Here is a 13,002-nt window from a genome sequence, read left to right as displayed (position 1 = left end):
ACTGGCTGGGTGAGGCTCGCAACGTTCACACACGGGGGGTCGACGCGGATCGGAGTCATCGCCGGCGACGAGGTCGTCGACCTCGCCGCAGCCGTTCCGGAGATGCCGCGCAGCATGGAGGCGTTTCTGGCCGCGGGCCCCGCGGCGCTGGAACGGGCGCGCGGCGCCGCGCGGGGTGGCCCCCGGCTGGCGCTCGCCCGGGTGAAGCTCGAGGCGCCGGTCATGCGGCCGCGCAAGTTCCTGGCCATCGGCCTGAACTACGCCGACCACATCGCCGAGACCGGGCGGCCTGCCCCGGAGTTCCCGGTGTTCTTCAACAAGCAAGTCACTTGCGTGAACGCGCCCTTCGATCCGATCTGGATGCCGCGCGTCTCGGACAAGCTCGACTACGAGGGCGAGCTCGCGCTGGTGATCGGCCAGCGCTGCCGCCACGTGCCGAAGGCGCGCGCGCACGAGGTGATCGCCGGCTATCTGATCTGCAACGACGTGTCGGTGCGCGACTGGCAGCAGCGCGCGCCCACCATGACGCTCGGCAAGTCGTTCGACACGCACGGCCCGCTCGGCCCCTGGCTCGTGACTCCCGACGAGCTCGGCGACCCGCACACGCTCGACCTCGAGACGCGCGTGGACGGGGAACGCCGCCAGAAGTCGAACACCAAGCACCTGATCTTCGACTGCTTCGCCCAGGTCGAGACACTGTCCACGGTGTTCACGCTCGAGCCGGGCGACGTGATCTCGACCGGCACCTGCGGCGGCGTGGGCGTCGCCATGAACCCGCGCGGCTACCTCAAGGTCGGCCAGCGCGTGCGCATCGACATCTCGGGCATCGGGCACATCGAGCAAGAGGTGATTCCCGAGCCGGCGGACACGGCCACCCCATGAACGGCGCCGAGGCTCTGATCCGCACGGCGGCGGGCGCCGGGGTCGAGGTGTGTTTCGCGAACCCGGGCACGACCGAGATGCACCTGGTGGCGGCGCTCGACGCCGCGCCCGGGATCCGCGCCGTGCTGGCGCTGTTCGAGGGCGTGGTCACCGGTGCGGCCGACGGCTACGCGCGCCTGTCGGGCAAGCCGGCGCTCACGCTGCTCCATCTGGGGCCGGGCTTCGCCAACGGCATCGCCAATCTGCACAACGCCCGCCGCGCGTCGTCGCCGATCGTGAACGTGATCGGCGACCAGGCCACCTGGCACCTGGCGGCCGACGCGCCGCTCACCTCCGACATCGAGTCGCTGGCGCGGCCGGTCTCGCGCTGGCTGCGCAAGGCGGCCACTGCTGCCGCGCTTGCGAGCGATACCGCCGAGGCGATCGCCGCCGCGCGCGCCCGCTCCGGCGGCGTATCCACGCTGATCGTGCCCGCCGACTGCGCCTGGGGCGAGTCACCGGGGCCCGTGCCCGCGAAGCCCGTCGAGCCGCGCCCGGGCGTCGCGTTCTCCGCGGTCGACGCCGCGGCGCGCCGCCTGCGCGCGAGTGAGTCGCCGGTGCTGTTGATCGGCGGCGACGCGCTGGGCCGTCGCGGCCAGATCGCCGCTGCGCGCATCGGCGCCGCGGCGCGCGCGCGCGTGTTCCTGGGCACGTTCCCGGCGTGCGTGGAGCGCGGCGCAGGGCTGCCCCCCCTGCCCAAGTTCCCGTACTTCCCCGAGCAGGGCGTCGAGCTGTTGTCGAAGGCGACCGACCTCGTGCTCGCGGGCGTGCCCGAGCCCGTGGCGTTCTTCGGCTACCCGAAGCTGCCCAGCCGACTCACTCCCGAGACCTGCCGCATCACCGTGCTGGCCGAGCCGGATCAGGACGCGACCCCCGCGCTCGAGGCGCTGGCCGAAGCGCTGGGCGCCAAGCCCGACGCCGGCGTGCGCGGCACGCGCGAGGACTTCCCGGTCGCGACCGGCAAGCTCGACTCCGAGACGCTCGGCCGCACGCTCGCGCGCCTGCAGCCCGAGGGCGCGATCGTGGTCGACGAGGCGGCGACCTCCGGTGCGCAGTGGTTCTCGCTCGCCGGCGGCGCCGCACCGCACACGGTCCTGTCACTCACCGGCGGCGCGATCGGCCAGGGCCTGCCCAACGCCGGGGGCGCGGCGATCGGGTGTCCGGGCCGGCGCGTGATCGCCTTCCAGGCCGACGGCAGCGCGATGTACACCGTGCAGTCACTCTGGACCATGGCGCGCGAGAATCTCGACGTCACGGTGCTGGTGTGCGCGAACCGCGCCTACCGCATCCTGAAGGTCGAGCTGGCGCGCGCCGACATCACGCACCCGGGCCCGGCCGCCCGCGCGCTCACCGACCTGCAGCCGCCCGCGCTCGACTTCGTGTCGCTCGCGCGCGGCCTGGGCGTGCCAGCCGAGCGCGCCGAGAACGCCGAGCAGCTCGCCGCGGCGCTCGGCCGCGCGCTTGCGACACGCGGACCCAGCCTCGTCGAAGCCGTGATCTGACCCGGAGCGACCCCGTGACCGCCACGAAGCTCGACCACATCGCCCTCGGCCTGCCACGCGCCAGCGACGCGATCGAGCTGTTCGAGGAGCGGCTGGGCGGCGCGCCGGCCGGCGGCTACGACGGCAGCGCCGAGTTCGGCTTCCGGCAGTGGGAGTTCCAGGGCGGCGGCCGGCTCGAGGTGATCTACCCGAGCGGCCCCCCGAACGGCTTCATGCACCGCTTCCTGGCCGCGGGCGGCCCGCGCGTGCACCACGTGACCCTGAAGGTGGCGAGCCTCGACGAGACACTCGCCAAGGCCGCGGCGCACGGTCAGCAGGTGATCGGCGTCGAGCGCAGCAATCCCCACTGGCAGGAAGCGTTCCTGCATCCGAAGCAGGCCCAGGGCATCGTGGTGCAGATGGTCGAGCAGGCGCCGGGCGGCGAGGGCGACGACCTCTTGCCGGCATCGCGGCCGCGTGCCGACGGCGCGCGTCTGGTGGGCCTGCGCCTGTTCGCCAGGTCGGCCGAGGCGGCGCGCCGGCAGTGGAGTGAGCTGTTGGGCGGCAGCGCGGCGATGCAGGGCAGCTCACTCGTGTTCCGCTGGGAGCAGTCACCTCTGGTGCTCTTGGTCGACGTGCGGCCCGACGCCGCGGAGGGCCCGCAGCAGATCGAGCTGCGCGCTACGCGCGACCTGATCCTGCCGCGCGGGCCCTACCCGGGGCTGGGCACGCGCTTCGTGCAGACCGGCCGCTGAGAGGAGATCGTCGATGAAGAGGACGTGCCACGCGCTCGCCGCCGTCTTCCTGTGTCTCGCGCTCGCCGCACCCGCCGGGGCGGGCAGCGAGGAGTACAAGGGCACCGCCAAGGGCACGAACAGCAAGAGCTACACGGTCGAGGTCGCAGCGGGCCAGAAGCTCGCGGTCGAGCTCAAGGCGAAGAGCAGCGCCGTGCACTTCAACGTGATTCCGCCGCCCGCGAGCCTGGGCGACAACCCCGCGCCGATCTACCTGGGCGAGAGCGGGGGCCGGAGCTTCGCGCAGAGGCTCGACAAGCCCGGGCGCTACCGGATCGACGTCTTCCTCGAGAAGGCCGACGCGGAGCGCGGCGAGCAGGCGTCGTTCACGCTCTCGGTGTCGACCGAGCCCTGAGTCACTTCCCGCGCCGGGCTCGGATCGGCGACTCGGAGAACAGCTTCTCGTCGATCGGCTGCGACAGGCGGATGTTGCGGAGCGAAAGCACGCTCTTCGCGCCGGTCTGGACGTCGTCCATCTCGATGCGAGTCGGCATGGTGTGACCGTCGACGGTCTGGGGCTCGCCGAACGACTCCTCCTTGTAGAGCTGGCCGTCGCGGTCGTAGTAGAGCACGCGCACCGGCAGCGAGGTCGCGGGGTCGATCAGCGTCTCGACCTTCTCGTAGGGGCCGTACGGCTTGCCGGTCACGCGCAGCAGCGTCCGGCCGTTCTCGTCGACCTGCTCGACGCTCTGCCACTCCGACTCACGCGGCGCGGCGATGTCGAGGTCCTCGTAGGTGAACTCGCTGGCCAGGAACGAGTCGGTGCGGCGCGTGCCGATCAGGTTGCGCAAGCGCCGGACCTCGGGGAGATACACCCAGCGTTCGATCGGCTTGCCCTTGGCCGAAGTGACCTCGTACACGGTGCCGAGCGACTGCGCCGGCTCGATCACTCGAACTTGCGTGCGCACGCCGGAGTCGTCCTCCGCCCGCACCAGCTTCATCGTGGTGTCGAGCCCGGGGCCGATCTCGTCGCTCGACTGGAGCGACACGTCGGCCGTGACCGACTTCGCCGGCCACAGGGCCTCGTCCATGCGGTCGATCACGGCGCCGGGGCTGCCGAGGTCGTGCGGCTGCACCGCCGCAACGGAGAGCGCGAGCAGGATCGTCACGGAACGCACGTTCCGTCCTCCTTTCGGATGCAACGGCCCGCCCGTCCATGTGACTGGATGAACGCCCTCGGAATTCGCTCAGAACTTCGGCGGGCGCTTGGCCAGGAAGGCGGAGGTGCCTTCCTTCATCTCCGGCGTGCCGCACAGCTCGCCGAAGAGCTGGGCCTCGAGCTCGACGCCCGAGTCGAGCGGCCGGTCGAGGCCTTCGCGAATCGCGCGCAGCGACATGGCCACGGCGCGCGGCCCGTTGGCGAAACACTCGGCGAGCCATTTTCGCGCGCGCGGCAGGAGCTCGTCGGGCTCGACGAGCTCGTTCACCAGCCCGATGCGCAGCGCCTCCTCGGCCGAGACGTGACCGCCGTGCAGCGTGAGCTCGATCGCCTTCCCGCGCCCGACCAGGCGCGGCAGGCGCTGCGTGCCGCCGAAGCCGGGCAGGATGCCGAGCTTCACCTCGGGCTGGCCGAACTTGGCCTTGCTCGACGCGAAGCGCACGTGACACGCCATGGCCAGCTCGCAGCCGCCGCCGAGCGCGAAGCCGTTCACGGCCGCGACCACCGGCTTCTCGAGCTTCTCGATGCGCCCGAACACCGACTGACCGCGGCGCGCGAAGGCCGCGCCCGATGCGCGGTCCAGGCGCGAGATCTCCTCGATGTCGGCACCCGCCGCGAAGGCCCGGCCCGCGCCGGTGACGATCGCGCCGCGGATCGCGGCCTCGCGCTCGATGCGCGCAGTGACTGCGTCCAGCTCGCCGAGCAGCGCGCCCGACAGCGAGTTCAGCGCCTCGGGCCGGTTCAAGGTGACCAGCGCAATGCCGTCCGCGACCGCGAGCTCCACGAGCGCCATCGCCTCAGACCTCCACGCCCACCATCCGGCGCAGCGCCTCGGGCGGCGTGCGGTGCAGGAACTCACCGGCCGGGAGTCGCTCGGGGTTGTGACTCTGGATCGCCCGCAAGAGACCCACCATCACCGGCACCATCTGCTCGGAGGAGATCTTGGGATACAGCACCTGCGCGATGCGCGTGCCCTCGCGCGAGCCGCCGACCGAGATCATGTGCGCGTTCTTGCCGAAGCCGGTGATGCCGATCTCGGCCGTGGGCGGGCGCGAGCAGTGATTCGGGCAGCCGGCCATGCGCACCACCACGTCCACGTCGGCGAGGCCGGCGGCCTCGATCGCGTCCGCCAGGCCCGGGATCGCCTTCTCGGCATGAGTCATCGCCAGACCGCAGGTGGGCAGCGCCGGGCAGCCGAAGGCCTGCTTGCGGAACAAGGAGACCGCCTCGGGGCGCGGCACGCCGTGCTCGGCGAGGATCGCGTCGACCCGGGTGCGCATCGCCCGCGGGATGTGCGTGAGGACCAGGTCCTGGTTGCCCGTGATGCGGATCCCGAGCTGCGGAAGCTCGCGCGCGACCGCGGCCACCGCGCTGCGCAGCTTCACCGCATCGGTGTCCTTCACGCGCCCGCTCTCGACCGGAATCCCCAGGAACATGCGGTCCTCGCCGCCCGCCTCGGAGTACCAGCCGTGCCAGAAGCGGTTGGGCCCGAGCGCCTGCGGGGCGGCGTCCTTCAGCTCGAGCTGGAAGCGCTCGCGGAGCTGGCGCTTCACCTCGGCGACGCCCAGGCGCCGGATCGTGTACTTCCAGCGCGCCATGCGGCGGTCGCCGCGCTCGCCGTGCTCCTTCTGCAGGATCGCGATCGCGCGCGTGGCGTCCACCACCTGCGCGCGCGGGATGCGGCCGAGATACAGAGCCAGGAGCGCCTTGGTGTGCGGCATGCCGTGGGTGGTGCCCGAGCCGCCACCCGACCACAGGTCGTACTCCTGCGCGACGGCGCCGTTCACCACCGGCGCGAAGGCGACGTCGTTGGTGAGTGCGTCGACCGAGTTGTCGAGCGGGTGGGCGATCGCGACCTTGAACTTGCGCGGCAGATACTGCTTGCCGTAGATCGGCTCTTCCGTGAACAGCGGTGTCTCGGTCTTGCCCTCCTCGTCGGTGAGGAAGGCCTGGAAGTAGCCCGAGCTGCGCGGCGCCATCTCCATCGCGATCGCGTACGCCAGCTCCCGTGACTGGAGCGGCAGCTCGGGAATCAGGTCGTCGACCACGCAGCACATGGTGTTGCGGTTCACGTCGCCGCAGGCGGCGAGCGTCGACATCTGGTAGCCCGTGCTCGGGTAGGTTCGGTTGAGGAAGCGGATCATCGGCCCGAGATGGGGCGCGCTGATGTAGTGGAACTGGATGCCCTGGCGCGTGGTGAGTCGCAGCGAGCCATCGGCGTACAGGTCGCTCGCCTCGCACAGCGCGCGCCACTGCTGGCCGCTGAACTCGCCGCCCGAGGGCACGCGCAGGCGCACCATGAAGATGTAGTTGTGGGACTTGCGGCCCTCGACCCGCTCTTGCTGCTTGTAGATCCCGAAGTGCTTCGAGATCTCCTTGCCCTCGTTCGAGAGTGTCGGCGCGCGGCCCGCCGTGAGATCCTCGATCTCGGAGCGAAAGCTGTGCTTCTGCTTGCCGGCAACCCAGAACAGGCCCTGGCTCTCGACCTTCAGGGTCTCGTTCTTCGACATCTCCGAGAGCTCGGAGCTGACGAGCGTGATGGGCTTGTCCGCGGGGGTGTCTTCGGCCATTGGCGCGCGACCTTACCGCGTAGAGACCGCGCCGGCAAAGCGGGTTTCCGCGAACCGAATCCCGGGAGCGGGCAAGGGGAATAAGATGGTCTTCCCTTCCGACGCGGACCTGATCGGACGCTCGCTGGTCGAGTCCGAGGCCTTCGGCGGCATCTATGACCGCCACGCGGCGACGTTGCTGCGCTTCCTGGGGCGGCGGGTCGGGGCCGACGTGGCCGAGGGGCTTCTGGGCGAGGTGTTCCGGATCGCCTGGGAGCGCCGCAAGGCGTTCGATTCGGGGCGCGCGAGCGCGCTGCCCTGGCTCTACGGGATCGCCTCGAACCTCCTGCGCAAGCACCGGCGCGGGGAGGCCCGCCGGCTGGCGGCCAGCGCCCGGATGGCGGCAGGACGCGCTGCGGCGGACGGCCAAGAGACCGAGGCCGCGCTCGAGGCGCGGGTGCTTCTGCCGCGCGTGCTGGAGGCGCTCGAGTCACTGCCCGAGCGCGAGCGCGAGGCGCTCCTGCTCTACGCCTGGGAGGACCTGTCGTATCCCGACATCGCCGAAGCGCTCGAGCTGCCGGTCGGGACGGTGCGCTCGCGCCTCCACCGCGCGCGCGGCCGGCTGCGCGAACTGCTCGGCGCGGCCGGGAAAGAGCAGGAGGGAACGCGATGAAAGAGATCGAGCTGCTCAAGACGCTGCGGCGCGACGCCGCGCTCGATCCCGCGGTCCTCGAGCGAGGGAGGGCACGGCTCATGGCAGAGATCCAGGGCAAGAGTCTGGCGCAGCAGGAACAGGTCATCGTGCCGCAGCTGCCGTACGCGGACCCGCGCGCGGCGGTCGAGTTTCTCGAGCGCGCGTTCGGCTTCACCGAGAGACTCGACGCGCGCGTGGTCGACAAGCGCACCGGCGCCGTGGGTCACACCATGGTCGAGTACCGCGGCGCGCGCATCGGCATCGGCGGGCAGGGCGGCCACGGTGCCGTGAGCCCGAAGGAGGCCGGCACGCCGACCTTGTATCTCAGCATCTACGTGCCCGACGTCGACGCGCACTACGAGCGCGCGCGCGCCGCGGGCGCACGCATCGTGATGGGCCTGCGCGACCAGTTCTGGGGCGACCGAACCTACGAGTGTCTCGACCTCGAGAACCACTGCTGGCGCTTCCACCAGCGCATGCGCGACGTGCCCCAGGAAGAGTGGAGCTGGGACGCCTCGGACCCGAACAAGGGCTGAGCTTTTTCTCTAGACTGAGCGCATGCCCGAAGGCGTGCCCCAGCCCACCGGCGACCTGGCCCAGGCCGAAAAGGACTTGCGCGACTACGGCGTATGCCTGGTCGAGGGCGCGCTCGCGCCCGCGCAGCTCGAGCGCGTGCGCACGGCGCTCTACCGCGCGGCCGACGACGATCGCGCGCGCGGGCGCGAGGCGAAGTTCAACTTCGACTACGCGCACGACGACTCGAACCAGCGCGTCTGGAACCTGCTCTCGCGCGATCCGGTGTTCGCCGACCTGGTCGAGCACCCGTCGGCGCTGCACCTGCTGCGCACGTTCCTGGGCTGGCCGCTCCTGCTCTCGAACATCTCGGCCAACATCACCGGCCCGGGCGGCGGCGAGATGGTGCTGCACGCCGACCAGATCTACATGCCGCAGCCGTGGTCGGGCATCCAGGCGCTGAACGTCGGCTGGTGCGTCGACCGCTTCGCCGACGAGAACGGGGCCACGCGCATCGTTCCGTTCAGTCACAAGCTGAACCGCATGCCGACCGATGCAGAGCTCACGAGTGACACGGTCGCGCTCGAGGCCCCGCCCGGCACGATGGTGGTCATGGAGGGCCGGCTCTGGCACCAGACCGGCAACAACCGCACGCGCGACGAACGCCGCGCCGCGATCTTCGGCTTCTACACGATTCCGATCTACCGCACGCAGGAGAACTGGTTCCTGTCGCTCAATCCGAGCGTGCACCGCTACGCGTCCGAGACACTGCTGGTGCTGCTGGGCTACAAGGCCGAGGGGCTCGGGCTGGTGAACGGGGCCTCGCCGCTGTGAGTCTGGTGGCGAAGAACGCTGAACAGGCGAAGGCGCTGCTCGACGCGGAAGGCGTGTGCGTGATCGAGGGCGTGCTCGACGCCGCGGCGGTGAGTCGCGTGAAGCGCGCTCTCCTGGCCGGGATCCGGAACGACGAGGCCGAGGGCGTGCCGGTGCGCGGCTTCCCGTTCGACCCCGACACCCGGAACATCCGGCTGTTCGACCTGATCGGGAAGGACCCGGTGTTCGCCGAGCTGTGCGAGCACCCGCTGGCGATGGAGCTGGTGACGCACCAGATCGGCGCGCCGTGTCTGTTGTCGAACTTCAGCGCCAACGTGACCGCGCCTGGCTCGGGCGCCATGTACATGCACGCCGACCAGGGCTACGTGCCGGCGCCCTGGCCGCCGTATCCCATGGCGACCAACGTGGCCTGGGCGCTCGACGACTTCACGGCGGAGAACGGCGGCACGCGCTTCATCCCGCGCAGTCACCTGCGCGACCACGGGCCCGAGCCCGCCATGGACCCGCGCGACACGCTGGCCATGGAGTGCCCCGCGGGCTCGGTGTTCGTGATGGACGCGCGCGTCTGGCACCAGACCGGCCCGAACCGCACCCCGAACGTGACTCGCGCGGGCCTGTTCGCCTACTACGTGCGCCCGTTCATCCGCCCGCAATGGAACTGGTACCAGACGGTCACTCCCGAGCTGCTCGAGCGCCTCTCGCCGCTCATGCGCGAGCTGCTCGGCTTCGGATCCAACGTGACGAGCTCGCTCGAGTCACTCTACATGAAGAAGAGCGGCATCGCGCCGGCGCGCGTGGCCGAGGTCGCCCCCGCGCTGACCTCGACCCGGGCGCGCGCGTAGCCGCCGCATGGCCCCGGAGCGGCACGAGATCGTCCTGGTCGGGGCCGGCCTGACGGGCATGTACGCCCTGCACAAGCTGCGCGGGGCGGGCTTCGGCGTGCGGGCCTACGAGGCCGGCCAGGGCGTCGGCGGGACCTGGTACTGGAACCGCTACCCCGGCGCGCGCTTCGACTCCGAGAGCTGGACGTACATCTTCTCGTTCGACGACGAGATCCTGCGCGAGTGGAGCTGGAGCGAGCATTTCTCGGGTCAGCCCGAGAACCTGCGCTACTGCAACTTCGTTGCGGACAAGCTCGACCTGCGGCGCGACATCGCCTTCGGCGAACGCGCGCTGTCCGCCCACTGGGACGAGCAGGCCGGTGAGTGGCAGGTGTCGTTCGCGAGCGGCCTAGCCGCGCGTGCGCGCTTCCTGGTCACGGCGCTCGGCCCGCTGTCGGCCCCGACCATGCCCCGTATCGACGGGATCGAAGACTTCCGAGGCGAGTGGTGGCACACGGGTCTCTGGCCGCACGAGCCCGTGAGCTTCGCGAACAAGCGCGTCGCGGTGATCGGCACGGGCGCTTCCGGGGTGCAGGCGATCACCGAGATCGCGAAGACCGTCGGTCACCTGGCGGTCTTCCAGCGCACGCCGAACTGGTGCGCGCCGTTGCGCAACGCGCCGATCGCGGCCGAGGAGATGGAGCGAATCCGCGCCGGCTACGAAGAGATCTTCGCACGCTGCCGCGAGACCTACGGCTGCTTCGTCCACGCGGCCGACCCGCGCAACGCCCTGGACGTGACTCCCGAAGAGCGCGAGGCGTTCTACGAGCGGCTCTACCAGCTGCCCGGCTTCGCGTTCTGGCAGGGCAACTTTCGCGACATCCTCACCGACCGCGCCGCGAACGACACGGTGACCGCGTTCGTGACTCGCAAGATCCGCGCACGCATCCGCGATCCGAAGCTGGCCGACCTGCTCATCCCGAAGGACCACGGCTTCGGCACGCGGCGCGTCCCGCTCGAGAGCGGCTACTACGAGGTGTACAACCAGCCCAACGTGGACCTCGTCGACCTGCGGGCCCAGCCGATCGAGCGGGTCACTGCGACGGGCCTGCGCATGAGCGACGGGACCGAGCGGCCCTTCGACATGATCGTCTACGCCACGGGCTTCGACGCGATCACGGGAGGCTTCGACCGGGTGGACATCCGCGGCCGCGACGGCCAGCGCCTGCGGGAGAAGTGGGCGGACGGAGCGCGCACCTATCTGGGCTTGCAGATCGAAGGCTTCCCGAACTTGCTCACGCTGATCGGCCCGCACAACGCAGCCACCTTCTGCAACATGCCGCGCTGCATCGAGCAGAACGTGGATTGGGTGACCGACCTGCTCGTCCACATGCGCGACCGCGGACTCACGCGCGTGGAGGCCACGCCTGCTGCCGAGCGCTCGTGGACCGCCCACGCCAACGAGGTCGCGTCGCGCCTGCTCGCCTCCCAGGTGGATTCCTGGATGACCCGCGTGAACCAGAACGTGGCCGGCCACCAGAAGCGCACCTTCGTGGCCTACGCGGGCGGCGCACCCAAGTACCGCCAGAAGTGCGACGAGGTGGCGGCGGCCGGCTACGAGGGCTTCGAGCTCCGGTGACGAGCGCCGGCGCCATCCGCGTACTCGCGCCCGCTGTGTCGCTCGCCCTGTGTCTCGCCTGCCAGCCCTCGGCCAAGCAGCTGGTGGCCGACTTCAGCGACAAGCGGGCGAAGTACGAGGAGCTGCTCGCGATGATCGCCCAGGACCCCCACGGCGCAGTCAGTCCGGAGCGGCAGGCGAAGTACCGGGACTATCTCGAAGAGCTGGGCCTGCAGCAGCTCAGCCGAGGCACGCGGCCAGGGGAGATCTTCCTCTCGTTCAAGCCGCGCGGGCTGGGCTCACGCGGCTGCGCGCCGGGACTCACCCACGTGCCCGAGCCGCCGTCACCGCTGGTCGAGTCGATCGACCGGGCCGATCCGAACGCGACCACGGTCTACCAGCACATCGACGACGGCTGGTACCTGTTCTGTCACCGGTCCTAGCGCCGGACCTCGTCGACCGCGGCCATCACGTCTTGTGACTGGCCCTGCTTGGGCGCGGGGATCTCGACGATGCGCTCGGGCACGTCGTCGTACTCGAGCCGCAGCGCGCGCGACATGACCGCGTGCATGTCGTACATGCAGGTCACGTAGGTGAGCTCGAGGATCTCCTCGTCGGAGAGCCCGGCCTGCAGCGCCGCGAACACGCCGTCGGGCACGCGCCCGCCTTGCAGCACGAGACAGTCGGTGTAGGCGAGCACCGCGCGCTCGAGCGGCGAGAAGCAGGTGGCGATCTCCCAGTGCGGGATCGCCGCGACCTGCTCGTCCGTGAAGCCGACCGAGCGCGCCGCCTTGCAGTGCTGCGAGAAGACGAACTGACTCTGGCGCGCGTAGCCGGCGCGGATCTGGCCCAGCTCGCGCAGCTGGGGCGACAGCCGCCGCTTGTCGCTGCGGTAGAAGCCGAAGCCGTTCACCGCGTGGTCGAAACAGTCGGGCACGAGCGCGAACACCGTCCACCAGTTGCCCGGCGTGCCGGTCGCGGTGCCCGGCGACTGCACGGGGTCGCGGTCGCCGAACAACATCTTGTACAGCCGCTGCGCGGTGGGGTGGGCGTCGGCCTTGGAAACCTGTCGCAGTCGGGGCACGACTCACTGCCTCCCGGCTTTGTGCATGGAGATCTGCTTGGGCGCGGCGCTCGGCTGCGGATCGGACGCGCGCAGCAGCTGGGCGGCCTCGGCGGCGTCGGCCCCCGTGAAGTCGCGGGTCAGCACGGCGAACTCGACCACGATGCCGTCGGGGTCGGTGGTGTAGATCGAGTGCACCCAGCCGTGGTCGATCTCGAGCACGTCGTGGCCGCGAGACAGCCAGCGCTCGCGCCGGCGCTTCAGTTCCTCGAGGTCGGCGGCGGAGAACGCGATGTGATTCGTGCCGCGCTCGAGCCCCAGGTCACGGCTGATGTCGGTCTTGAGCGGTGTCTCGAGCGGCACGCGGCCGTAGTCCCAGAAGGCGATCAGCTGGTCGCGCGCCGGTCCGGTAGAGTAGAACACGTGGCGCGCCACGCCGCCGTTCTTGGGCACGACCTCGACCTTCGCGAGCGAGAAGCCCATGGACTCGGTGTAGAAGCGGTGGGTCGCGTCGATGTCCTTCACCGCGAGCGCGAGATGGTGGAAGCCCATGCG

15 protein-coding genes are annotated in these 13,002 nt (G+C 70.8%); 10 read left to right on the top strand and 5 right to left on the bottom strand.

Annotation, left to right across the window (positions count from 1 at the left end; translation table 11 throughout):
- The first annotated feature begins 9 nt into the window (after positions 1-9).
- Genes VMR86_19655 through VMR86_19640 form a run of 4 tightly spaced genes read left to right on the top strand, consistent with a single transcriptional unit; the run spans position 10 to position 3,551 of the window.
- Positions 10-882, top strand: a complete 873-nt coding sequence (locus tag VMR86_19655) for a fumarylacetoacetate hydrolase family protein (GenBank protein HTO09277.1) — start codon at positions 10-12, stop codon at positions 880-882.
- Positions 879-2,423 (top strand): acetolactate synthase large subunit, encoded by a 1,545-nt coding sequence (locus VMR86_19650; protein ID HTO09276.1) that lies wholly within the window; start codon positions 879-881, stop codon positions 2,421-2,423. The genes VMR86_19655 and VMR86_19650 overlap by 4 nt, the downstream gene beginning before the upstream one ends.
- Before the next feature lie 14 nt (positions 2,424-2,437).
- Positions 2,438-3,157 carry a VOC family protein gene (locus tag VMR86_19645; protein ID HTO09275.1) on the top strand — a complete coding sequence of 240 codons (720 nt, stop codon included), beginning with the start codon at positions 2,438-2,440 and terminating at the stop codon, positions 3,155-3,157.
- 13 nt (positions 3,158-3,170) lie between these two features.
- The gene (locus VMR86_19640) at positions 3,171-3,551 is read left to right on the top strand and encodes a hypothetical protein (protein HTO09274.1); all 381 of its coding nucleotides are present in this window, start codon (positions 3,171-3,173) and stop codon (positions 3,549-3,551) included.
- A gap of 1 nt (position 3,552) precedes the next feature.
- Here VMR86_19640 and VMR86_19635 read toward each other — a convergent pair whose 3' ends face one another.
- The 3 genes from VMR86_19635 to VMR86_19625 form a co-directional block, all read right to left on the bottom strand.
- The gene (locus VMR86_19635; GenBank protein HTO09273.1) at positions 3,553-4,314 is read right to left on the bottom strand and encodes an outer membrane lipoprotein-sorting protein; all 762 of its coding nucleotides are present in this window, start codon (positions 4,312-4,314) and stop codon (positions 3,553-3,555) included.
- A gap of 69 nt (positions 4,315-4,383) precedes the next feature.
- Entirely contained in the window at positions 4,384-5,148 is a 765-nt protein-coding gene (locus tag VMR86_19630) for an enoyl-CoA hydratase-related protein (protein HTO09272.1), read from the bottom strand.
- A gap of 4 nt (positions 5,149-5,152) precedes the next feature.
- Positions 5,153-6,925, bottom strand: a complete 1,773-nt coding sequence (locus VMR86_19625; protein HTO09271.1) for a hypothetical protein — start codon at positions 6,923-6,925, stop codon at positions 5,153-5,155.
- An 85-nt stretch (positions 6,926-7,010) separates the two neighbouring features.
- Between VMR86_19625 and VMR86_19620 the strand changes: the two genes are divergently transcribed.
- From VMR86_19620 to VMR86_19595, 6 genes are read left to right on the top strand one after another with little or no spacing between them, the layout of a single operon-like run.
- Entirely contained in the window at positions 7,011-7,577 is a 567-nt protein-coding gene (locus tag VMR86_19620; GenBank protein HTO09270.1) for a sigma-70 family RNA polymerase sigma factor, read from the top strand.
- Complete coding sequence (locus tag VMR86_19615; protein ID HTO09269.1) at positions 7,574-8,134, top strand: VOC family protein; 561 nt, start codon at positions 7,574-7,576, stop codon at positions 8,132-8,134. The genes VMR86_19620 and VMR86_19615 overlap by 4 nt, the downstream gene beginning before the upstream one ends.
- 22 nt (positions 8,135-8,156) lie before the next feature.
- Positions 8,157-8,945, top strand: coding sequence for a phytanoyl-CoA dioxygenase family protein (locus VMR86_19610; protein HTO09268.1), 789 nt, complete (start codon positions 8,157-8,159; stop codon positions 8,943-8,945).
- A complete protein-coding gene (locus VMR86_19605) occupies positions 8,942-9,787 on the top strand; it encodes a phytanoyl-CoA dioxygenase family protein (GenBank protein HTO09267.1) in 846 nt (281 codons plus the stop codon). Before VMR86_19610 ends, VMR86_19605 begins: the two co-directional genes overlap by 4 nt.
- A 7-nt stretch (positions 9,788-9,794) precedes the next feature.
- Entirely contained in the window at positions 9,795-11,405 is a 1,611-nt protein-coding gene (locus VMR86_19600) for an NAD(P)/FAD-dependent oxidoreductase (protein ID HTO09266.1), read from the top strand.
- A 35-nt stretch (positions 11,406-11,440) separates the two neighbouring features.
- Positions 11,441-11,827, top strand: coding sequence for a hypothetical protein (locus VMR86_19595; GenBank protein HTO09265.1), 387 nt, complete (start codon positions 11,441-11,443; stop codon positions 11,825-11,827).
- On the opposite strand, the gene VMR86_19590 is transcribed toward VMR86_19595, so the two are convergent.
- A complete protein-coding gene (locus tag VMR86_19590; GenBank protein ID HTO09264.1) occupies positions 11,824-12,468 on the bottom strand; it encodes a carboxymuconolactone decarboxylase family protein in 645 nt (214 codons plus the stop codon). The two genes, VMR86_19595 and VMR86_19590, sit on opposite strands and share 4 nt — an antisense overlap.
- Before the next feature lie 3 nt (positions 12,469-12,471).
- Positions 12,472-12,999 carry a VOC family protein gene (locus VMR86_19585; protein HTO09263.1) on the bottom strand — a complete coding sequence of 176 codons (528 nt, stop codon included), beginning with the start codon at positions 12,997-12,999 and terminating at the stop codon, positions 12,472-12,474.
- Positions 13,000-13,002: the final 3 nt, after the last annotated feature.

Source organism: Myxococcota bacterium, assembly GCA_035498015.1.
Lineage (GTDB): Bacteria > Myxococcota_A > UBA9160 > SZUA-336 > SZUA-336 > VGRW01.
This window is presented reverse-complemented; position numbering and strand designations above follow the sequence as displayed.